Source organism: Sulfurimonas sp., assembly GCF_034005705.1.
Taxonomy (GTDB): Bacteria; Campylobacterota; Campylobacteria; order Campylobacterales; family Sulfurimonadaceae; genus Sulfurimonas.
This window is the reverse complement of sequence record NZ_JAVEUF010000022.1, coordinates 1-21,628: the sequence shown is the minus strand read 5'-3', so window position 1 is coordinate 21,628 and position 21,628 is coordinate 1. Positions and strand designations below refer to the sequence as shown.

Here is a 21,628-nt window from a genome sequence, read left to right as displayed (position 1 = left end):
AGGTTGGCAATTCACCAAATTTATAACACTCACCTTTTTCTTCTCCTTCATCAATAACTTTAGCAGCAATAGAAAATGTTTTCTCTGTTTTTTGACAATTTGAACAACGATAAGTTAGATAAAAAAAGCGATAACCAGTCATACCAATTTCAATAGGATTGGATGTTACACATCTAAAAAAACGTATGCCATTACAACGTTCATCTTCACAATGTAATTGTATTTCAGGTTTTTTTATTTCATACTCTAATGCAAAACTCGGACCAGAAACTTTAACTAAATTAGAAATGTAAATAAGTTGGTTAGGTGGAGTGCTTTCTAAAAAATCTGAAAAAGATTGATAATCGATTTCTTCTTTTACTTCTTCTTTTGTGTTTGACAAATCATTCCCCTTATGTATTGTACGCTAACTATTTATTCAAACACATTATATAGATATTAACTTAAAAAAATAAAAATAACTTACATATCAAATGTGTGTTAATTATTAAAAAAAATACATAACATACATGATGTAGCTTAAGTGAGGAGTTGAAAATGGAAGTAAAAAGATGAAGCCTGAGAGTGAATCTCTACTTTTTAGAGTTAAAGTCCTACTCTGGATTTTTAGACTTTGTTTTTAATTCTGCGCTCAATCACAGCGGCCACACAACTAGCAACATTGGAATACTTATAACAACAATAAGAATCTCCAGCGGCAGCCCAAGCTTCCAGTAGTCACCAAACCTAAAGCCGCCCGGACCAAGTATAAGCGTATTGTTCTGGTGGCCGACAGGGGTGAGGAATGCACATGAGGCGCCGATCGCCACTGCCATTAAAAAAGAGTCGGCATTGACACCAAGTGCGCTCGCCGTACCGATGGAGATGGGGCACATTACCGCTGCGGTGGCGGCGTTGTTCATCATATCGGAGAGGAACATGGTAATAACAAGAATTAGTGTCAGACCGATCACGGCATTGCCGTAGGCGACTTTTTCGATGATCAAGCGTGCGATAAGATCGGCGGTGCCGGTAGACTCCATTGCACCAGCCACAGGAATGAGGGTTGAAAGCAACACTATTACCGGCCAGTCTATGGACTCATAGACATCGCGCAGCGGTACTGTCCGAAGTGCCATAGATGCCAGTACGCCCATGGCAAACGATATTGACGCCGGTAACAGACCCAGAGCAGCGACACCAACAGCCATCGCCATGATTATGCCTGCTTTCCATATCTTGCTCTTGTCGGGGATGCGCAGATCGCGTTGTGCCAGTGGTACACAGCTGTAGTCGGAGGCAAATTCCGAGACCGCTTCAGGCGAGCCCTGCATCAGCAGCAGATCGCCGGCTTCAATGCGGGCTGTGCGCAGGCGTCTGATGGAGAGTTGACCACGACGTGAGAGGGCAAGCAGGTTCAGGCTGTAGCGTGTTCGCAGCTGAATGTTGCTAGCTGAGCGTCCGATAAGGTAGGAATCTGGCAGAACGGCAAGTTCCCTCAATACGATCTCATCTGAGGTCGCGGTATCTTCTTTCTCCTCTTGAGTCTCTTCCTCGCCCTCATCTTTGTCGATATTCTCTGTTTCTTCTTTTTCTGTTTCTTCTTTTTCTGCAGGCTGTACGGCTTCTTCGAGCTTAAGCCCAAGTGTGGAGAGGGCATCGGCAAGGGTTTCAGCCTCTGCCTCTAGTATGAGTATGTCCCCTGCAACTATTTTGCGCCACTGGTTTGGTACACTAAGGCGGACATCGTTACGAACCATACCGATGACTTGTGTGTCGTTCTCATCAAGTGCCGCTTCGATTTCATGCAGGGTCATGCCTACTGCTTTGCTCTCGTCAACTACACGTGCTTCGGTGATATAGGCTCCTGATTCGAACCCTTCGACTCCGGTTTGCTTGCGTGCGGGAATAAGGCGTTGACCCAGCAAGATAATAAAGGCCAATCCTGCCACGGCAACGACAACTCCAACCTGTGTGAAGTCGAACATAGAGAAGCCCTCTGAGGCAGTCTCGGCACGAAAACCGGCGACGATCATATTTGGAGGTGTGCCGATCATCGTTGTCATGCCACCGAGGATAGTACCAAAAGCCAGCGGCATAAGTGTCTGGCCTGGAGTTAGGTTCAAACGCTTCGCCATCTGTAGCGCTACAGGCATTAACAGTGCCATCGCTCCGATGTTGTTCATAAAGCCAGAGAGCACCGCTCCAAGCCCGATCAGCGATGTCATGCTCAGCATTACTCCCGCTTGCGATGGCAAGACTGTACGAGTCAGTGCATCCACCACACCTGAAATCTGCAGAGCGCGGCTTAGCACCAATACACAGGCAACGGTAATAACGGCAGGATGACCAAATCCCGCAAACGCTTCTAACGGCGGTACAAGTCCAACAACTACACACGCCAGCAGTGCAGTAGCACCAACCATATCGTGACGCCAACGGCCCCACAGAAACATTGCCATCGTAACAGCCAGAATCGCCAATATCAGTAGTTGCTCAGTCGTCATATATTTGGTCCGTGCCCCTGTTGTCCGCTTGTTATGCGAGCAGACAACTATTCATATAGGAATTACTGTAGCATATATAGGCTGAATAAAAACATTATCTTATAAAAAAATATTAATGATATAGCTATTGATTATTTGGGTTTGTAGATTTTTTTCCCAGTTTGACGAGGGCTATTCCGATGCCAACCATGACAAATATCACAGCTACGGTAGCTGCAATAAATGTAAAAGTTACAGGTTCAGAGAAATTAGGCATTTAAAACCTTTGAACATCTAGGGCAAGTGCTCTCTTCATTCTCTGACTGGTATTTCCAGCATCTTGGGCATTTTGCTTTTGTGGCTTTTGCTATGATGAACGTATCGCCCTCTACAATAAATGTTCCAAGCTCTGCAGATGTCTCGCCCTCAATTACACCAGAGACCACGAACCAGTCCTCAGCCTCTGTTTTGTCCATCTTAAGAACACTTTGCGACTCTGTGTAGAGTACAAGTTCAAGAGTGTTTTTTATGACTTTCTCTTTTTTAAGAGCATCTACTTTCTCGTAAAAACTCTCTCTTGCAGCAAACATATAATCAACATTGAACTCAGATCTTACGTCTTCTATGCTCTCATATACAAAATCAAAGATGTCCTCTTTGTCGCCTTTGATGATCGCAGGAGCGTTCTCTACGATCTCGTCCGCCGTATAAGTAAGTATTGGTGCGATCAGCCCAAGAAGCGACTTGACAATGATAGCCATCGCGCTCTGGCTTGCGTTTCTCTTCGCGTCATCTTTGCCGTCACAGTAGAGAGAATCTTTTGTGATGTCGATGTAGATTCCGCTTAACTCGTTTACGATAAAGTTATTAAGAAGGCTCATACCGTGAACGAAGTTATAGCCACTGAATGATTTGTGAACCGCGTCAAATACCTCTTTTGCTTCGCCGAGTATCCACTTGTCAAGCTCGCCCATCTCCTCATAAGGAGTTATCGCTTTTAGGTCGTTTATGTTTGCAAGCATAATTCTAAAAGTATTTCTCAGTTTACGGTAGTTCTCCGCCGTCTGTTTTAGGATGCCATCAGAGATCTTGAGGTCTCCCTGATAGTCGCTTGAAGCAACCCAAAGACGTAAAATTTCGCTTCCGTACTCTTTTAAGACCTTCTCGGGTGCGACAACGTTGCCTTTTGACTTAGACATCTTCTCGCCCTTTTCATCAACCGTGAAACCGTGAGTAAGGACTCCTTTGTATGGCGCCTTATGTTCTACCGCCGCACTCAAGAACATAGATGACTGGAACCAGCCGCGGTGCTGATCGCTTCCCTCAACGTAGAGGTCTGCCTGAAACTCGCCTGCGTCATAGTTGCGTGATTTTAGAACTGAGTACCAAGTTGAGCCGCTGTCAAACCAGACATCTAAGATGTCAGTTACTTTTTCAAGTTCGTCCGCGCTGTACCCGGCACCCGGGTAGAGCAGCTGCTCTGTCGGCATAGAGTACCATGCATCGCTTCCGTGCATCTCAAATACCATCGCCGTAAAGTTCAATACCTTCTCATCAAGAAGGACTTCGCCCGTTTCTTTTACTCTGAAAAATGCTATCGGAACACCCCAGTCTCTCTGGCGTGAGATACACCAGTCCGGACGGTTCTCGACCATAGACTTTAGCCTGTTCTTACCGCTTTGAGGGTAAAAAAGAGTCTTCTCCACTTCATCAAGAGCGATTTGTCTCAGTGTCTTATCTTCATCTTTTGGAGTGCCGTCTACGCTGATAAACCACTGTTTTGTAGCTCTGAAAATTAAAGGCGTGTGGCTTCTCCAACAGTGCGGGTATGAGTGTTTAAACTTTGAGACGTGTATAACGCTACTGCCCATAAGCTCTATAAGGTCCTCGTTTGCTTTGAAGATATGACGCCCCACAAACTCCTCTGCATTCGGGATAAGGCTGTCTCTAATAATAGTATTGTCATAGCATCCAGTCTCATCTACAGGCATAACGACTTCAAGGTCATAAACAAGACCTATGCGGTAGTCGTCCTCACCGTGTCCCGGAGCCGTGTGGACACACCCTGTACCGTTTTCAACCAGAACATGCTCTCCTAAAACTACGCGGGAAGTTCTGCCGTTTAGCGGATTGAGTGCGAGAAGATTCTCAAACTCTTTTGCATGAAAAGTCTTAGCAACTTCGCCGCTTAAGATGCCTTGCTCTTTTAGTGACTCAAGAAGTTTTTTGGCAACGATGTAACCAGTTGTCGTTAAAACGTACTCCTCTTCAGGATTGAGCGATATCCCCGTGTTTGCAGGTATCGTCCATGGAGTTGTCGTCCAGATGACAAGAGCCGCTTTTGAGTCTATAGAGAGTTTTGCTTTTGCCTCAGGCTCAAGTTCAAATGCGATAAAGATCGAGTAATCCTCTTTGTCCTCATACTCGACTTCGGCTTCTGCAAGAGCGGTTCTCTCAGCCCATGACCAGAACACGGGCTTGCTTCTCTCGATTAGAAGTCCTTTTTTTGCAACGTTGCAAAGTGTGCGGTAGATGTTTGCTTCAAACTTGTAGTCCATCGTGACATATGGGTTTTCCCAGTCGGCGATGATGCCCAGCTTTTTAAACTCTTCTCTTTGGATATCGACAAACTCAGACGCATGGGCACGGCAAAGTTCTCTTACTTTTGCAGCACCAAGAAGCTCTTTTTTCTGTTTGCCGCCTACTTTTTTCTCTACCTGCTGCTCGATCGGAAGACCGTGACAATCCCAGCCCGGAGTAAAACGCACCGATCTGCCGTTAAAATAGTTATGTTTTATGATTATATCTTTTAAGATCTTGTTGAGTGCATGACCGATGTGCGTATTGCCGTTTGCGTATGGAGGACCGTCGTGAAGAGTAAAACTTTTAGCATCTTTGCGGTTGGCTTTCATCTTCTCGTATACTCTCTTCTCATCCCAAGAAGCGTATCTTTTTGGTTCGTTGTTGATAAGATTGCCTCTCATCTCAAATTTAGTAGTCGGTAAAAGTAGCGTATCTTTGTAATCCATGTATGTCCCAAATCGTGTAAAAATTTTTGCATTATATCCTTGAAGCCTTTAAAAGCTACTTTAAATCGCAAAAACAGTGTTATAATGGAGGGAATTATTTTTGCAAAAAGGCTATTTACGCGATGAAACTCCATCTTTTGTTAATCGGCAATAAATTTATATACAACACTCCTCTAAGAGAGTATATAATCAGAAAAATTGAGCAAAAAACAGATTTTATAGACTCGATAACTTTTTTTAAAGAGAGCGATAATTCACTTTTTTTATACCTTGAAAAAGAGCTTCACCAAGCAAACAGATACATTATAGTTACTTCAAAACAGCACTTCTCTACGGTTGGAAAACTGCTCTGTACCGTAACAAGCGATAACCAGATACTAAAAGATGAGATGCTTATACCCTCAAACAGTTGCATATTTGAAGAGGGAAGCTACCTCTTGGAGTACAAAAACTCCGTTACAAACGTTATGCACGTGGATGAGATGCAAAAACTTCCAGAGATATTATTTGATTTTGAAGAGTCAAGCGCGACCATCCACCTTTTTGAAGAGGATAGGGAGAGCGCGGTAGCGATGCTCGCTCCTATTGCACAGATGTATGATCTAAAAATTGATATAGTAAACCTTATAGAGGGATGGCTGAGAATTGAGATAAGAAGCAAGAAGTATGGAAATATATCCAAATTTATAGGCTCTGCAAAGCAGCTTCTGCCAAATAGAATAATCGCCGCGACCAATATAATCACTTACATTATAGAAAGACTCTCATCCAACAATAAAAAGATCACTTTTGCAGAGAGCTGCACCGGCGGGCTTCTGAGCTACTACTTCACAAAGAACAACGGTGCGTCAAAAATAGTAGAAGGCTCCTTGGTCACATACGCAAACAGGATCAAAGAGAGCTGGCTTGGCGTAAATATAAAAACGCTTGAAGAGTACGGCGCGGTTAGCAGTGAGGTCGTAGCGGAGATGAGCGAGGGTGCGCTGAGTGTCAGTGAAGCCGACTACTCCATATCCATAAGCGGGGTTGCGGGCGATAGCGGCGGAACAAAATATAAACCCGTAGGAACCGTCTATGTCGGCATAAGAACTAAAACAAAACATCAAGAGAGCCGTTTGAATTTAAACGGAGACAGAAACTATATTCAGCACCAAAGTGTCCTTTATGCAATCAAGATGTTGCTATTAATAGACAAAGAGATGTTTTTTTAAAATTTATCTCTTTTTATCTTGACAATTAAAACCTATTTGCCTATAATTTCGACCTCTTAACAAATAGAGGAAAATGTCTTGTTAGCTCAGCTGGTAGAGCACGTCACTTTTAATGATGTGGCCGATGGTTCGAATCCATCACAGGACACCATATATACTAAAAAAGCGGTGGTAGTTCAGTTGGTTAGAATACCTGCCTGTCACGCAGGGGGTCGCGGGTTCGAGTCCCGTCCACCGCGCCACTTTTTTAGGGCGCTTAGCTCAGTTGGTAGAGCGCTACCCTTACAAGGTAGATGTCACTGGTTCGAGTCCAGTAGTGCCCACCATTTTTTTGATTATACTGCGTTAAATTTCAATTCGCATAGTTCACTATGCTTCATTAAAATTTGCCTTGTCTAATACAAAAAACAAGTTTTTAAAAACTCTTTTAGAAACAACTCTTCAATGCGCGGTGGTAGTTCAGTTGGTTAGAATACCTGCCTGTCACGCAGGGGGTCGCGGGTTCGAGTCCCGTCCACCGCGCCACTACCTTTTTAAAAAATCACTTATAAAAAGCTCTTTGTCCCACGTCCGTCATACATATCTTTATATCTGAACGTAATAAGATTCTGCATTATCGCAAACAGAATTATAAAGTTTAGAAAACTGCTTCCCCCGTAACTAAACATAGGCAGAGGAACACCAACGACAGGTGCATAACCTATGGTCATTGAGATATTCACACCCATGTAGATAAAGATCATAAACGAGATTCCTATTGTGACAACCTTTATATAGTAGTCGTTGTAAAAGATGCTAAGACTAAAGAGATGCAAAATAAGCATCACATATATAAGAATAATCCCCAGAGCTCCCAAAAATCCGCTTCTCTCAACAAGAAAAGCAAATATAAAGTCACTCGTGGATATCGGCAGAAAGCGCATCTGTGTCTGTGTCGCTTCATCTTTGGACTTTCCCGTAAATCCTCCCGAGCCTATTGCGATAATAGACTGCTGGACATGGTATGAGGGTTTTTCACTTAGGAAATCCTTGATCCTTGTTTTTTGATAATCATGCAGCAGAAATTTGTAGGCGATAGGAGAAAGCAGAAGAATTGCTCCTACAATAACAGCCCATATCTTCCAGTGGACTCCAACAAAAAAAAGTATGCCGTAGCCTATAAGCAGAAGAACAAGGGCAGTGCCCAGATCCGGCTCTTTTGCGATAAGTATAAACGGAAGCAGTATGTAGAAACTTATCTTTAGAAACTCTTTTATTTTGTAACCCTCTATTTGGGGAGGATTTTTATGAATAAGATATGCAAGCATTAAAATAAGCGCAGGTTTTACGAACTCTGAGGGCTGAATGGTGGCATTGATAAACGGTATCTCTATCCATCTCTGCGCTCCAAGCCTTGCATGACCGAAAAACTCGACCGCCAAAAGAAGCGCTATATTTATCCAGTATACGAGCGGGATAACCCAGCTCATCCTTCGGATAGGGAGTAAAAATACACCCAAAAAGACCAATACGGAGATACCGACGTATGCCATCTGTTTTTGTGCAAGAGCGGGAACGACTTCATCAATGAGCCAGTGGGAGGTGATTACAAGCGGAATTATGAGGATAATAGAAAAAAAATCAAATTGTGCTAAAATACGCTTATCAATTCTCCACAAATTTGAAACTCCATAAAATTTTAGAAATTGTATCATAAAGGTTAATAATATATGAATAATACACAGAGTTATGTTTGCACAGGTCCTGAGCGTCTTGACACGTTTTTGACCTCCCACATAGGGCAGAGCCGCTCACAAATAGCAAACTTGATCAAAAAAGAGTGTGTGGAGGTAGACGGCAAGTTGGTCTCTCGAAGCGGCGTAAAACTCAAAGAGAACCAGGTAGTCAAGGTCACTTTTCCCGAACCAGAAGTAAAAGAGGCGCTTGATATTGATTTCAATGTAGAGATACTTTACGAAGATGATGACGTTCTGGTCATAAACAAGCCAAGCGGTCTTACCGTTCATCCTGCACCAAGCGTGAGAGAGGCTACTCTGGTCGATTGGCTTAAGCATAAGGGCATTAGGCTCTCCACAATAAGCGGAGAGGAGCGCCACGGTATAGTTCACAGACTCGATAAAGGGACAAGCGGAACTATGGTTATAGCAAAGAACAATGCTTCACACGAGTTTTTGTCTGAGCAGCTTCAGGATAAAAGCATGGGAAGATATTATCTTGCAGTCATCAATCCACCTCTTAAAGAGGATATTACGGAGATAGAGCTTCCTATTGCCAGAAGTGTTCACAACAGGCTGAAGATGGCCTGTCTTGAGCATGGCAAATATGCAAAGACGCTCTTTAAAAATCTGGCACTTAGCAAAGATGAAAAAAACCAGCTTGTCGCATGCAAGCTTTCTACAGGGAGAACACATCAGATACGTGTTCATCTCGAGAGCATGAACCGTCATATCATCGGCGACCATATCTATGCACAAAGCCCAAAACAAGAGAAATCGGAACGCATTTTGCTACATGCGTACATAATATACTTTACTCATCCTACGAGTAAAGAGCGAGTCACGTTCTCAGTGCTGCCTGATGCACAGATGATGGACTACATAAACAGAAAATTCAACACGGAGCAAATAAATGAAGTTATGGACACTAGTTACATTATGCACGGCTTCTCTGCTGATTCTTAGCGGTTGTGCCATAAAGCCTACGCCGAAAAAAGATGCGGTCATAGATGAATCTCTGCCAACGGTAAAGCTTACAAAAAATGGAACTATTGTTGATATTAATGCCATAGCGCTTGAGTGGGAACGTATAGAAGATCCTCGTGTACAGGGTATTTATATCTACAAAATAAACCTTGATGATGTCAAAGAGAACCAAAACGAGTACTATGATACGGTTGAGAACCGTTTTGCTACACACTATCTCGACACCAACATAAAAGCAAGCTCAAAGTACGGCTACTACTTTAAGACATTTAGCGAAAAAGCTGAATCAAGAAAGAGCGATGTGACAACAATTGCGTCTCTTCCTCCTTTGGAGTCCGTGAGCTGGATACACAGTATCGAGAGCATGCCAAGAAGTGCGAAGATCATCTGGAGACCGCATGTCAATCAAAAGGTAAAGTCCTACATCATTCAAAGAAAAACACTTGAAGAGGACAGCTGGAAAGATATAGCGACCGTAGAGGGAAGACTTAATGCAGAGTACATAGACAAAAACCTAAAAGATAACTTTACATACAAGTATCGTATTCGCGCGCTCACTTTTGACAACCTTCTATCAAACCCTAGCCAAGAGGTAAAGGTAGTTACAAAAGAGCTTCCAAAAGAGATAACGCGTATTACTGCTTCAACAGACCTTCCAAGAAGAATAGAGATAAAGTGGGAGAAGAGTGAGACTCCCGATTTTCTGGTATACAGAGTCTACAGATCTTCTGCCATCAATGGAAGCTACAACATGGTAATAGATACCAAAAACAACTCATATGTAGATCTGGTAGAAGAGGATGGAAAAGAGTACTTCTACAGAGTGAGCGTTTTTGACAAAGATAAGCTCGAGAGCGTTCATAGCAACCACTCGGCTCTCGGAAAGACTCTGAACAAACCAAGCACGCCATCGATGGTGGAGGCAAAGCTTATTGAGGGCAAAGTGGTTCTCTCATGGAACAATTCCGATGAAAGAGTTAAGAGCTACAGCGTACAAAAAAGATACAAGAAAAGCCTTATAGAGAGCTCTATCGAAGATTTTGAAAACATCAAAGGCTCGCAGTTCATAGACTCGGAGATAGAAGCCGGCAAAACTTACTACTACAGAGTATTCTCGGTCGATGTAAACGGCATAAAATCAGAGCCGAGCATCGAGATAGAGCTTAAGATCGAAGAAAAAACGATCATAAACTCAATAAACTCCAAAGAGAAGATCCCTTCTCAGAACAGTTATGAGAACATAGCAGAAGAAAAACAAGACATAATAGTACCAGTACAAGATTTTAATTAAAACGAGAATGAATGCCGCATCTACATATAAAAGAGTTTAAGGAGATAGAGTTTCCATCAGTTAGTGATGGAGTCTCTTTCAATTTTATAGCAGATAATGCTAATCACAAAGAGGAGAAGCTTATTTCCGTTACTGTGGAAGACGACGACTTCTTTTTGCTCTTAAAAGAGGAGGAGGGGAGAAATCTTCTAAAAGTAGACAAGCTTACAAAACCAGCTTCTATATACAATGTCCACAAAGCGCTTTTAACATACGCAAAAAAGGCCTCTTTAGAGGTGCTCTCTTCCAATGTGCCGCAAAATCAAAAAAATATCCATCTTCAGGAAGTAACGGCTCTAAAAGATATAAGCTACTTTGCCGAGAATTTTCCAAAAGAGAAGGAGATAAGGATAGAGGTGGGTTTCGGCTCGGGGCGACATCTTCTGCACCAGGCCATAAGCAATCCAGAAGTGCTTTTTATCGGCATTGAGATACACCATCCATCAATTGAGCAGGTTTTAAAACAGATAGCCATTAAAAAGCTTGACAATATTCTTCTTCTTAGTTACGACGCAAGGCTTTTTATGGAGCTTGTCCCTTCAAACATAGTGGGTAAGATATATGTCCATTTTCCGGTTCCGTGGGATAAAAAACCTCACAGAAGAGTTATCTCCACTACTTTTATAGAGGAGGCAAGACGCATACTCAAAGTCGGCGGAACGCTTGAGCTTCGTACAGACAGCGAGAACTACTACGCCTACTCATACGAGACCTTTATTGCATTTAACAGAACTACGCTTCATATAAATAAAAACAGAGATATTGCGGTAACGAGCAAGTACGAGGACAGATGGAGAAAGATGGAGAAGAACATCTATGATCTGATCATGATAAATGATGAAGAGTCGCCGGAGTTGGAGCTGGAGGGGAATTTTGACCTGCTTGATGTAAACCTCTCAAGCCAAGAGATTTTAGAGCTTCATAAAAAAGTGCAAAAGTTCGATGGCGGATTTATACATTTTGAGAGAACATACAGCCTAAAAGACGGCGCAATGGTGCGCATCTCGATGGGGAGCTTTGACAAGCCCGAACATCTTTACGTAGTTATCAGAGGCAAAGAAGCTCACTACTATCCTGCGCTTCCTCTAAGATCAAAAAGCAATCTGATCGCACATCAATTTTTAAATAAGGTGCTTCATGGATAAAGTTATAGTAGCCAAAGATCTCTCCCTGGCATACTCTAGCAGTGAGACAATTATCAACAAGGTCAATTTTTCAATTGACTCTGGAAATTTTGTATTTATAACAGGGGCTAGCGGAAGCGGCAAGTCAACGCTTCTGAAATCGCTTTACGGAGCGCTGAAGCCAAAAAACGGCTCTCTTATAGTAGGAGGAGTCGAACTTAGAGGCGTATCTCGCTCAAGACTAAATTTTTTAAGACGCCACATCGGGATAGTATTTCAAGACTACAAGCTTGTTAAAGAGTGGACGATTGACAAGAATATTATGCTCCCGCTTCTTATCAACGGCTACGTAAAGAGCGTTGCAAACAATCAGGTGGACAAGCTTCTAAAACATGTAAGACTTAACCACCAATCGGGCAAGTTTCCATTAGAGCTAAGCGGTGGAGAGCAGCAGAGAGTCGCAATGGCAAGAGCGCTTGCGCATAATCCTGTTTTGATCTTGGCGGATGAGCCTACGGGTAACCTTGATGAGTACTCTTCACAGCTTATCTGGAACCTCTTGGAGGGTGCGAACACTCAGCTCAACACTACAGTTATCGTCGTGACGCATAACATTCCAAAAACGCTTAATGTAGACTACAAACATTTTCATATAGAGTATGGGAGCATTCATGAAGTCTGTTAAAAATCACTTCTCACTCGTAATAGCGCTGCTAAGCATACTTTTTTCAATGCAGGCTTATCTTATAGCCGAACGCTCCATAGAGGCGTATAAAGTTAATCTTGCAAAGAACTACTCCGTTATAGCAGTCAGCAAGAAAGAGCTTCAAAACAGCGAAATATTGGCAATAAACAGCATGATCGCAGATGCCAAAGAGCTCTCGCCTGACTCTGTAATAGAGAGGCTCAGCAGTGATATGAAGAGTTCAAATGTCGAGCTCTTAAAACTGACTCTGCCTAAATTTTATAAACTGAGCTTAACCCGTTATCCGACTCCTGCCGAGGTAAAAGAGCTAAGAAGCGACCTGCTTAAAAACAGTTCAATAAAAAAAGTGGAAGATTTTTCGCATACGCACGATACTACCTACAAACTTCTCATGCTCTTTAAGAACGTTGTGGCACTCTTTGCCGTTGTAGTGCTTGTGGTAACTGTTTTACTGATAATCAAAGAGCTTAGGATATGGCAGTATAAACATAATGAGAGAATGAGCATTATGGGGCTATTCGGCGCAGCTTTGTGGCTTCGTTCGGCGGTGCTGTTCAGGCTTGCTATCGTGGATGCGCTAATTGCAAGTTTTCTTGCTTTTGGGGTCTTTATGTATCTCTCATCCTCACCGCTGGTCTTAGAGCAGCTTAACAATATTGGGATAAGCATAGTCATATTTGATCAGGTTGATGATTTTATGCTTATCTTGGGAGTCGCTATGTCCATATCTATCCTGCTTGCCTCCTTAATAGTTTTGGGGCATAAAGAAGAGGCATGATCCGTTTACTTTTACTTTTTTCATTGGCATACCTCTACCTAGAAGCAAAGACTAGTGTCGATGCAAAAATAGCAAAGACAAGTTCAGAAATAAGCTCTTATGCAAAAACGCAGCAAGAGATAAACAAAAAGATGAACGAAACCGCTCAGGCTATCATTAAGCAGAGAAAAGAGATCTCTGGGCAGCAGGAGCGTCTAAAGCAGTTGAAAGAGGAGCTCTTAGAGAAAGAGGGGAGTTACGGTGAGAATTCAAAAGAGCTTGAAGCGCTCAAACATTCCCAGCAGAATCTGCAAAAAGAGACTCAGGAACTTGAAGAGGAGCTGGTCTTTACCATAGCTCAAAGCGTCTCGCTCTCCATTATACTTGAAGAGGAGTATAGTGCAAGTGCTGAGTCTATGATGGAGTACGAAGTCTTGGAGCTTATGCTGCAGGCGGCAAAAGAGAAGATAAAAGAGCTTAACGAAAAGTTTTACAACAACTCAAAGAACATTGAAGTTCTAAACTCCAAGGTCAGCTCGCTGGAAGCTGCCATAAAAAATATCGATGATAAAAGAAAAGAGCTCTTACGTACCCAAAGAGAGAATGAAGCTTCGCTTAAAAAACTTGAGCTTGCAAAGGCATCTTATAAAAAGAGGCTACAAGAGATCTTTAACAAGCAGGACATGCTGAAAAAAACTCTCTCGCAGTTAAATATTATAAAGATAGACGAGATAAAAAAGGCGCAGGAAGAGGCTGCAAGAAAAGAGGCTTTTGATGCAAAAGATATTGTAAGCCAGAGCGATCTGCCAAAGGTTAAAAACCACGGAAGCAGCTATCAGGCGGCCAAGACAAAAAATTATACCGGCAAAAAGACTATTCCGCCGTTTGAACCTTACAAGATCACAAAAGAGTATGGAACATACACCGACCCGATCTACGGTATAAAAGTATTTAACGAGTCAATATCGCTTCAGCCGAGCGAGAAGAACGCAAAGGTAAAAACGGTCTTTAACGGCAAGGTAATATTTGCCGACAAGACACCGGTTCTTGACAACATAGTAATAGTCGAGCATGATGACGGCCTGCATACAATATACGCGAACCTATCCCAAATAGCTCCAGATATCCAAAAAGGCAAAAAGATCAAAAAAGGTTATACGATAGGGCGCGTAAACGATGAACTGATATTTGAAGTTACGCAAAAATCATTTCATATAAACCCTGTAAGGCTCTTTCAGTAAAGATTTAAACAGATTTAAAAATAATTTCTGTTATTATGTTTAGTTATAAAATATTGATTTGCTACAGTGAATTATTATTTTGATCTTAGGTGCGAAAAGAGCCGACAATGGATACTAAAAGAGACCCAAACAACCACAGAAACAATCAGATGTACTATAATCAATTAGTCAGAGAAAAGAGTTATAAGCAGGCTCGTTCTCAAAAGCAGGAACTCCAGGCAATACCGTCGTTCGCTTCGCAAAAAGTCGATTTCAGCGACCATCTTTTTGTAGTTGAAGGGTATGAGGGGATATTTTACACTCTCTATTTCTTGAGTGTCCCATACATAACCGGAGCGATTTTCCTCTTCTTTTTTATAGCGGGCGGAAGTTACGATAACTTTATGCTTCTGGAGATGAACGCTTTTTTTATAGTCTGGCTTATAGGCTATGAGATAGTAGCTACTTTGATCTTGATCGCTATATTTATCTCCTTTTTAAAGTATGATAGAACTCCCAAGAAAAAGAACAAGCGTCCCAATAGATATTAATTTAGGTATAATTTCAAAAAAAATTTTAGGTATGTGAAATTATGAACTTTATTCAAACTCGCGGATGCGATGAAAACAGCCCCAAAAGTGTTACATTCTCAGAGGCGATCTTAAGCCCGATAGCTTCGTTTGGCGGTCTTTATGTGCCAGAGACTCTTCCTGAACTCGGAGAGAGTTTTTTAACTAAACACCTTAACTCTTCATACAAAGAGCTGGCATTTGACATGCTGGAGCATTTTGATATAGATATAGAGAGAGGCGTTATCAAAGATGCGTTGGATCTCTATGACAAGTTTGACGATCCCAAGAATCCCGTTCCCGTAGTAAAAGTAAAAGAGGATCTCTACATCAGTGAGCTCTACCACGGTCCGACACGTGCATTTAAAGATATGGCTCTTCAGCCGTTTGGCATAGTACTCTCTTCGATCGCGCAAAAAAGAGGAGAGCACTATCTGATCCTTGCTGCAACAAGCGGAGATACAGGTCCTGCGGCTTTAGAGACATTCAAGAACAGAGCAAACGTTCAGGTCGCATGTCTCTACCCAAATGGCGGGACAAGTGACGTTCAGAGACTTCAAATGGTAACCGAAGATGCAAAAAATCTGAAGGTTATAGGCATTAACGGTGTTTTTGACGATGCGCAAAATGCGCTCAAAAGATTGCTGGCTTCAGTAGAGTTCAAAAAGGCGCTTAAAGAGAAAAATATACTTCTCTCCGCCGCAAACTCGGTAAACTTCGGTCGTATTATTTTTCAGATAATCTATCATATCCACAGCTATTTGGAACTTGTCCGCCAAAGAGCCATAACAATGGGCGAGAAGGTTTACCTGAACGTTCCAAGCGGAAATTTCGGAAATGCTCTGGGTGCATACTATGCGTGGAAGATGGGGCTTCCTGTAGAGAAGATCATCATCTCTTCAAACGAGAATAACGTTTTAACAAAGCTTATAAAAACAGGAAAGTATGATCTAAGAGACTCTCACGTTGTAAATACGACATCTCCTGCAATGGATATACTCAAATCATCAAACGTTGAGAGAATCTTGTACGATATGTTCGGTTACAAGAGAACAAAAGAGTTGATGCAGAGCCTTGAAGAGAACAGTTTTTACGAGTTGACATCTGAGGAGCTTGCATATCTTCAAGAGAGTTTTGATGCAGATTTCTGCAACGGGGATGAAGGTAAAAAGTATATCAAAGAGACCTTCTACAAAAACTCTTACCTGATGGACCCGCATACGGCGACTTGTATGAAATCTTACGAGACATGCTCAAGAGATGGCATAAAAACGATAGCGTACTCAACTGCAGAGTGGACAAAATTCTCTCCGGTCATCGCAAATGCCCTTACAGGAGAGATAGACGGCGAAGACCTCAAAGCTCTTGTCTCCATATCTAAAGAGGCAAACCTGAAAATACCCGATATGATAAAAGAGCTCTTTACAAAAGAGATTCTTCAAAACACGGTCATAGAAAAAGAGGATATAGAAAAAGAGATATTAAAGTTTCTCTAAAGAGCCACCCTAATATATCTGCATCTTTTAAAGGGGTGCAGGTTTAAAACTTCAATCTGATTATTTAGCAAAATAAAATAACTACAAAATTGATACCACTTATCATTAAGCTTCAATCATCTACAATACACACAGATTTTAAAAAAGGATTTTTTATGAAAAAGTTAATTGTACTGTTACTGTTTTCTATGGGCGCCTTTGCCATGGAACCTGTTGTAAACGCCGAGTGGTTAAATAAAAATTTGTCAGATAAAAATTTGAGAATCGTTCATGTATCAGAGGCTGATGATTATATGCCTGAGCATATTGTAAATGCACAAAATAGCTCAATAGGAAAGTGGAGAGAATCAAAAGGGAGCTATCTGCTCGTAAGATCAAGTCAAGAGATTCAAGATGAGATACAGAGGCTTGGAATTGATGAGAAGAGCAGAGTAGTACTTTATGCCAATATATCTTCACCGATGGATCTTTTGAAGACCACATATATCTACTGGGCGCTTAATTATCACGGCATAAAAAATGTAGCTATCTTAAACGGCGGGATGAGTAGCTGGAGAGAGAGTGGTTATGAACTAAGCGATCAGGTTACAGGTGTCAAAAAGTCAGACTATAAAGTAAAAATAGACAGCAAGCTTGTTGCAGACAAAGCATACGTTATGCAAAACTTGCATAAGCTGCCGATGATAGATGCAAGACCGGCTGACAAATATCTTGGAATAACTCCTACAGACACAGTTGAGAGAGACGGGCATATAAGCGGAGCGATGAGCTACTCTTGGAACTACTCGGTAGATAACAGCTATATGTTAAAAGATGCCAAAAAACTTGAAGCACTATTTAGAGACGGATATAATCTTGATAAAGAGAGTGAGGTTCTAGTCTACTGTACTGGAGGATTGGAGACGTCGTTTAACTATTTTGTACTTAGCGGAGTTCTTGGCTATAAACATGTTAGGCTTTATGACGCTTCCATGAAAGAGTGGGGAAACACAAGTGACACCCCAATGACTAAGTACAGATACGAGATGTTTAAGAAGTAGAGTTCTACTCCAAGGGTTTCGGTTCGCCGAAGTAGTACCCTTGGCAGAAGTCAATATCGAGTGAGTCTATCGTTTTATAGATAGACTCGCTGCTGACGAACTCTGCAACGACTGAGAGTTTTTTGATCTTTGCGAACATAACGATAGTCTTTACGATATCGTACTTGTCTTGATTGGTGTCTATATCTTTTATGAGAGAGCCGTCGATCTTAACCGTGTCGGCATTTAGCTTTAAAAGATACTCAAAGTTGCTGTAGCCTGTTCCAAAATCATCAATTGAGAGTGAACAGCCGTATGATTTCACTTTTTTTATAAACTCATCCACCTCTTCGAACTTCTCTATTCCTTCGGATTCAACAAGCTCAAATGAGATGTTTTGCGGGGTTTTGCACTTTTGTAGGCTCTTAAAAATGAGCTCTTTTGTCTCTTCTGACTCTATATCTTCGAGTGTTATATTTATACCGCAGCTGATCCCTCTCTCATTTACTGCTTGCATCGCTTTTTCTATTACCACTTTTGTTATTTGTGTGTATTGGTTCGATTTTTTGGCTTTATCTAAAAAGAAAAACGGCGAAATGATTTTTTCATCTTCATCTATCATTCTCACAAGCGCCTCATATTTAAAGATCTCTTTTGTTTTTGTATCTATGATAGGCTGAAAAAATATAGTAAACCTGTCTTCATTTAAAGCTTTTCTTATCTTGTAGGTCCACTCTATATTTGATTTGTACTCATCCTCGAATGATGTCTGCGGAGTATATATGTTATATGACAGCCCTTTGTGTTTTGCATATCTGCTGGCAAGGCTTACTGTAGAGAGCAGATGGTGTGGTTTTTCAAACGAAAGTGCCAAGGTTGTGTCGATATTGAACGTTTTGTTGTCAATTGTCAACTCTTGGCTGCTAAGAGCACTGTTTAGTTTTAACATACTCTTAGTAAAGCTCTCTTTTGACAAACTGATATTTAAAATAATAAACTCATCTCCTTGCAAATGGAAGATCTTATACTCTTTATCAAGGGATTCCTGTATCTTTTTTGCAAACTTTTTAATAACTTTGTCACCGATGTTTTCACCGTAAAAATCGTTTATCTCATGAAATCTGTTTATGTCGATGAGAGCTATGTTGATCTTCTCTTTTTTGCATGATATAAGCGTTTTGTTAAGGCTTAGTCTGTTGTTCGTTCCTGTGAGTATGTCCGTATGAGCCAGCTCTTGAATCTTTTTTTGCTTTTTTACTATCTGGGTTACGTCATATCTTATGGAGAGGTACTCTTTTATATTTGAATCAGAGTCCAGTATCGGAGCGATAACCGTGTCTACAATGTAGTAGTCCGAATTTTTCTTTCTGTTTTTAATTCTTCCTCTCCAGACCTTTTTACTGCGAATCGTATCCCACAGGTCTTTAAAAACCTCACTCGGCGTCTCTTCGTGGCGGACTATATTGTGCGGTTTTCCAAGAACTTCCTCTTTTGAGTATCCGGAGAGCTTACAGAAGTTGTCATTTGCGTATGTAATGATCCCTTTTGGATCCGAGATGGTAAGGATTGAATTGGCATCAATGGCGTCTTGATAGCTCTTTAAGATGTAGTTGTTCTCTCGTAGAAGTTTTGTTTTTTCATTAAGCTCTATTTTTAGTCTCTTCTCGTACTCCGCTCTGTCGCTGATGTCTCTGACTATGGCGATATTGTATATGGAGTCTTCTGTTTTGACTATTTTTACGTTTGCTTCTACGGGTATCTCTCTCTTGTCTTTTGTCACAAGAACTGCATAGTCGAACATAGAGCCCTTCTCTTTAAGCTCTTTTATATGCTCTTTAAACTCTTTTGACTCTTCTGTTGGTCTTCTAAAGTTTTCGATCCCCACCTCGTTCATCTCATCAAGCGTATAGCCGCTTGTTTCAACAGCCGCTTTGTTGGCATACATGATCTTTATACTCTCACATTGAACGTCAAATATGAAAAGCATATCATTTGAGTTCTCTAGTAGATCCGAAAAAAGAGTTTTGCAATTTTTCTGAAACTTTTGCATATGTCATGCTGCCTTTTTTGTTATTTTGATAATTCTATCGCTTTTTTGTATGCCTGCTCGATCGCGTTCATGCAAGCAGCTCTTACGTTTCCGTCCTCAAGAGCGCCGTAACCTGCTGCAGTCGTCCCGCCGGGGCTCATAACGCCGTCTTTTAGGAGTGCAGGATGTATCTCTTGTATAAGTTCGCCAAAACCTGCAAAAAGACCGCGCATTGTAGCCATCGCATCCGCTCTTTTCATTCCCTGTTTTACCGCTCCATCTGCCAGCGCTTCTGCTATAAGTGTAAGGTATGCAGGACCGCTTCCTGCAAGTCCGGTAGCAATATCAAGCTCCTTTTCGCTTGCAAGCCAAAGAGTGCTGCCGATGGCTCCAAGAAGCTCTTTTGCCTCATCTTTGTATGAGTCGTCTCCCGTAAGCGTTGTCATAGATCTGCCTACACTTGCAGCAAGATTTGGCATACTTCTTACAACGGCGTAGGGATTGAGGTTCTGTTTTATTTTTTGCACCGTCGTTCCAGCAAGAACCGAGTAGATCACTTTTGCTCTGCCTTTTATTCTGGCTGCGATCTCCTCTACATTTGCAGGCTTTACGCATAGCATCACCGTCTTACCCTCTATGTCTGAATCGTCCATCAATATCTTCTCTATTTTAACGCCTACTTCATCTTCAAATCTGTTCAACTTTTCTAGATCTCTTCCTATTACTTCCAGTTTATATCTCTCTTTTAGTCCTTTTGCGATGCTAAGAGCCATATTTCCGTTACCGATGAAAGTGATAGTCTTCATAAAAGTGCCTTTGTTAGACTTCTTGCAAAACTCCTAATTCTCTCAGCACTATAAAAGAGGGCTTTAATCAAGGCAGATGTTCTTCAGCGTAGCCGTAGCTACTCTGGAGGTTATCTAACGCAGAGTAAAGCTCTCTTTTAAGTGCCCGTAGGGAGAGATGAAAAGTAGTAATCTTGCACAAAAAAATGTTTTATCCTTAGCTATGGCTAGGCATAAAAATTTGTTTTGCACAATCTCACCACTTTTGATCTCTCTGAGAGTGTTACGGGTTTTGCAAGAAGTCTTTGTTTTATGGTAGTATAGCATTAACATATAAAATTTAAAAATAAAGGAAGAGAAATGGAGCAATTTTTAGCAGAGGCAAAACAAGCAAGCAGGGTGCTTAGCACTCTAAGCGGCTCAGATAAGAACAGAATTTTAAGAGAGATGGCTAATGCGTTAAGAGCAAATACTATGGAACTTATCGAAGCAAACGCAAAAGATATGTCTGAAGGCAAGAAGAATGAGCTCTCATCCGCTTTGATGGACAGACTATATCTGGATGAGAAGCGTATTGACGCGATGGCGGTGGCAATAGAGGAGATAGCGGCACTGAAAGAGCCTGTGGGGCGCGTACTTGAGGGCTGGGTTACAGAAGACGGTCTTAAGATAGAGAAGGTCTCCATCCCTATCGGCGTTATAGGAATAATCTACGAATCTCGTCCAAACGTAACAAGCGATACTGCGGCTCTGTGTTTTAAAAGCTCAAACGTATGTGTCCTAAAAGGCGGTAAAGAGGCTGAGAACTCGAACAATGCCATCGCAAAGATACTTCAGAGCGTTTTAGAGAAGAACAAGCTTCCGAAATCTCTTGTCTCGCTTATCCCTGACTCCTCAAGAGAGGGTGTTGCCAAACTTATCAAGATGGACAAATATGTAGACCTGATCATTCCCCGCGGAGGTGCAGGTCTTATAAAGTACGTAAGCGAGAATGCGACTGTCAGTGTCGTAAAGCACGACAAAGGACAGTGTCACACATATATTGACAAAGATGCGATCATGGATGATGCAATAAAGATCGCAATAAACGCAAAAGTGCAAAGACCGGGAGTCTGTAATGCGATGGAGACTCTTTTGGTAGACAGCGCTATTGCAAAAGAGGCTCTTCCTCTTTTAAAAGTAGAGT

At 41.7% G+C, this 21,628-nt stretch carries 17 protein-coding genes and 4 tRNA genes; 15 read left to right on the top strand and 6 right to left on the bottom strand.

Annotation, left to right across the window (positions count from 1 at the left end; genetic code table 11):
* The 3 genes from RBR61_RS09295 to ileS form a co-directional block, all read right to left on the bottom strand.
* Positions 1–382: hypothetical protein (locus RBR61_RS09295; protein ID WP_320343813.1), on the bottom strand; the 382-nt coding region annotated here is incomplete at its 3' end.
* A gap of 253 nt (positions 383–635) precedes the next feature.
* Positions 636–2,486: an SLC13 family permease gene (locus RBR61_RS09290; protein WP_320343810.1), complete on the bottom strand. Its 1,851-nt coding sequence runs from the start codon at positions 2,484–2,486 to the stop codon at positions 636–638.
* Positions 2,487–2,734: 248 nt separating this feature from the next.
* Entirely contained in the window at positions 2,735–5,494 is a 2,760-nt protein-coding gene (gene ileS / locus RBR61_RS09285; protein ID WP_320343808.1) for an isoleucine--tRNA ligase, read from the bottom strand.
* A gap of 122 nt (positions 5,495–5,616) precedes the next feature.
* Between ileS and RBR61_RS09280 the strand changes: the two genes are divergently transcribed.
* The 5 genes from RBR61_RS09280 to RBR61_RS09260 all read left to right on the top strand — a co-directional run bounded on the left by RBR61_RS09280 (position 5,617) and on the right by RBR61_RS09260 (position 7,230).
* A complete protein-coding gene (locus RBR61_RS09280) occupies positions 5,617–6,705 on the top strand; it encodes a CinA family protein (protein WP_320343806.1) in 1,089 nt (362 codons plus the stop codon).
* Positions 6,706–6,780: 75 nt separating this feature from the next.
* Positions 6,781–6,856: transfer RNA gene (locus RBR61_RS09275), tRNA-Lys, on the top strand.
* Positions 6,857–6,870: 14 nt separating this feature from the next.
* Positions 6,871–6,947: transfer RNA gene (locus tag RBR61_RS09270), tRNA-Asp, on the top strand.
* A gap of 8 nt (positions 6,948–6,955) precedes the next feature.
* A tRNA-Val gene (locus RBR61_RS09265) sits at positions 6,956–7,031 on the top strand.
* Between the two features lie 122 nt (positions 7,032–7,153).
* Positions 7,154–7,230, top strand: a tRNA-Asp gene (locus RBR61_RS09260).
* A 20-nt stretch (positions 7,231–7,250) separates the two neighbouring features.
* On the opposite strand, the gene RBR61_RS09255 is transcribed toward RBR61_RS09260, so the two are convergent.
* Positions 7,251–8,363 carry an FtsW/RodA/SpoVE family cell cycle protein gene (locus tag RBR61_RS09255; RefSeq protein ID WP_320343804.1) on the bottom strand — a complete coding sequence of 371 codons (1,113 nt, stop codon included), beginning with the start codon at positions 8,361–8,363 and terminating at the stop codon, positions 7,251–7,253.
* A gap of 51 nt (positions 8,364–8,414) precedes the next feature.
* Here RBR61_RS09255 and RBR61_RS09250 point away from each other — a divergent pair, with 51 nt between their 5' ends.
* The 9 genes from RBR61_RS09250 (at position 8,415) to RBR61_RS09210 (ending at position 17,649) form a co-directional block, all read left to right on the top strand.
* Positions 8,415–9,386, top strand: a complete 972-nt coding sequence (locus RBR61_RS09250; RefSeq protein WP_320343802.1) for an RluA family pseudouridine synthase — start codon at positions 8,415–8,417, stop codon at positions 9,384–9,386.
* On the top strand, positions 9,334–10,698 hold the full coding sequence (locus RBR61_RS09245) for a hypothetical protein (protein ID WP_320343801.1): 1,365 nt from the start codon (positions 9,334–9,336) through the stop codon (positions 10,696–10,698). Before RBR61_RS09250 ends, RBR61_RS09245 begins: the two co-directional genes overlap by 53 nt.
* Before the next feature lie 11 nt (positions 10,699–10,709).
* Positions 10,710–11,882, top strand: a complete 1,173-nt coding sequence (gene trmB / locus RBR61_RS09240) for a tRNA (guanosine(46)-N7)-methyltransferase TrmB (RefSeq protein WP_320343799.1) — start codon at positions 10,710–10,712, stop codon at positions 11,880–11,882.
* Positions 11,875–12,546: an ABC transporter ATP-binding protein gene (locus RBR61_RS09235; RefSeq protein ID WP_320343798.1), complete on the top strand. Its 672-nt coding sequence runs from the start codon at positions 11,875–11,877 to the stop codon at positions 12,544–12,546. The genes trmB and RBR61_RS09235 overlap by 8 nt, the downstream gene beginning before the upstream one ends.
* Positions 12,533–13,345: a cell division protein FtsX gene (locus tag RBR61_RS09230; protein ID WP_320343796.1), complete on the top strand. Its 813-nt coding sequence runs from the start codon at positions 12,533–12,535 to the stop codon at positions 13,343–13,345. The genes RBR61_RS09235 and RBR61_RS09230 overlap by 14 nt, the downstream gene beginning before the upstream one ends.
* On the top strand, positions 13,342–14,565 hold the full coding sequence (locus RBR61_RS09225; RefSeq protein ID WP_320343794.1) for a peptidoglycan DD-metalloendopeptidase family protein: 1,224 nt from the start codon (positions 13,342–13,344) through the stop codon (positions 14,563–14,565). Before RBR61_RS09230 ends, RBR61_RS09225 begins: the two co-directional genes overlap by 4 nt.
* Before the next feature lie 107 nt (positions 14,566–14,672).
* Positions 14,673–15,095 carry a hypothetical protein gene (locus RBR61_RS09220; RefSeq protein WP_320343792.1) on the top strand — a complete coding sequence of 141 codons (423 nt, stop codon included), beginning with the start codon at positions 14,673–14,675 and terminating at the stop codon, positions 15,093–15,095.
* A 41-nt stretch (positions 15,096–15,136) separates the two neighbouring features.
* Positions 15,137–16,609 carry a threonine synthase gene (gene thrC, locus RBR61_RS09215; RefSeq protein ID WP_320343791.1) on the top strand — a complete coding sequence of 491 codons (1,473 nt, stop codon included), beginning with the start codon at positions 15,137–15,139 and terminating at the stop codon, positions 16,607–16,609.
* A gap of 155 nt (positions 16,610–16,764) precedes the next feature.
* Positions 16,765–17,649 carry a rhodanese-like domain-containing protein gene (locus RBR61_RS09210; protein ID WP_320343790.1) on the top strand — a complete coding sequence of 295 codons (885 nt, stop codon included), beginning with the start codon at positions 16,765–16,767 and terminating at the stop codon, positions 17,647–17,649.
* A gap of 4 nt (positions 17,650–17,653) precedes the next feature.
* On the opposite strand, the gene RBR61_RS09205 is transcribed toward RBR61_RS09210, so the two are convergent.
* Positions 17,654–19,678, bottom strand: coding sequence for an EAL domain-containing protein (locus RBR61_RS09205; RefSeq protein WP_320343788.1), 2,025 nt, complete (start codon positions 19,676–19,678; stop codon positions 17,654–17,656).
* A gap of 20 nt (positions 19,679–19,698) precedes the next feature.
* Entirely contained in the window at positions 19,699–20,463 is a 765-nt protein-coding gene (locus RBR61_RS09200) for a pyrroline-5-carboxylate reductase (RefSeq protein WP_320343786.1), read from the bottom strand.
* Positions 20,464–20,802: 339 nt separating this feature from the next.
* On the opposite strand from RBR61_RS09200, the gene RBR61_RS09195 reads away from it, so the two are divergent.
* Positions 20,803–21,628, top strand: an 826-nt coding sequence (locus RBR61_RS09195; RefSeq protein WP_320343784.1) for a glutamate-5-semialdehyde dehydrogenase, incomplete at its 3' end; no start/stop codon positions are given.

Excerpts from the sequence above, each read along its gene's own strand:
- RBR61_RS09290 (WP_320343810.1), bottom strand. The coding sequence starts at position 2,486 with ATGACGACTGAGCAACTACTGATATTGGCGATTCTGGCTGTTACGATG.
- ileS (WP_320343808.1), bottom strand. The coding sequence starts at position 5,494 with ATGGATTACAAAGATACGCTACTTTTACCGACTACTAAATTTGAGATG.
- RBR61_RS09280 (WP_320343806.1), top strand. The coding sequence starts at position 5,617 with ATGAAACTCCATCTTTTGTTAATCGGCAATAAATTTATATACAACACT.
- RBR61_RS09250 (WP_320343802.1), top strand. The coding sequence starts at position 8,415 with ATGAATAATACACAGAGTTATGTTTGCACAGGTCCTGAGCGTCTTGAC.
- RBR61_RS09245 (WP_320343801.1), top strand. The coding sequence starts at position 9,334 with ATGAAGTTATGGACACTAGTTACATTATGCACGGCTTCTCTGCTGATT.
- trmB (WP_320343799.1), top strand. The coding sequence starts at position 10,710 with ATGCCGCATCTACATATAAAAGAGTTTAAGGAGATAGAGTTTCCATCA.
- RBR61_RS09235 (WP_320343798.1), top strand. The coding sequence starts at position 11,875 with ATGGATAAAGTTATAGTAGCCAAAGATCTCTCCCTGGCATACTCTAGC.
- RBR61_RS09230 (WP_320343796.1), top strand. The coding sequence starts at position 12,533 with ATGAAGTCTGTTAAAAATCACTTCTCACTCGTAATAGCGCTGCTAAGC.
- RBR61_RS09225 (WP_320343794.1), top strand. The coding sequence starts at position 13,342 with ATGATCCGTTTACTTTTACTTTTTTCATTGGCATACCTCTACCTAGAA.
- RBR61_RS09220 (WP_320343792.1), top strand. The coding sequence starts at position 14,673 with ATGGATACTAAAAGAGACCCAAACAACCACAGAAACAATCAGATGTAC.
- thrC (WP_320343791.1), top strand. The coding sequence starts at position 15,137 with ATGAACTTTATTCAAACTCGCGGATGCGATGAAAACAGCCCCAAAAGT.
- RBR61_RS09210 (WP_320343790.1), top strand. The coding sequence starts at position 16,765 with ATGAAAAAGTTAATTGTACTGTTACTGTTTTCTATGGGCGCCTTTGCC.
- RBR61_RS09205 (WP_320343788.1), bottom strand. The coding sequence starts at position 19,678 with ATGCAAAAGTTTCAGAAAAATTGCAAAACTCTTTTTTCGGATCTACTA.
- RBR61_RS09200 (WP_320343786.1), bottom strand. The coding sequence starts at position 20,463 with ATGAAGACTATCACTTTCATCGGTAACGGAAATATGGCTCTTAGCATC.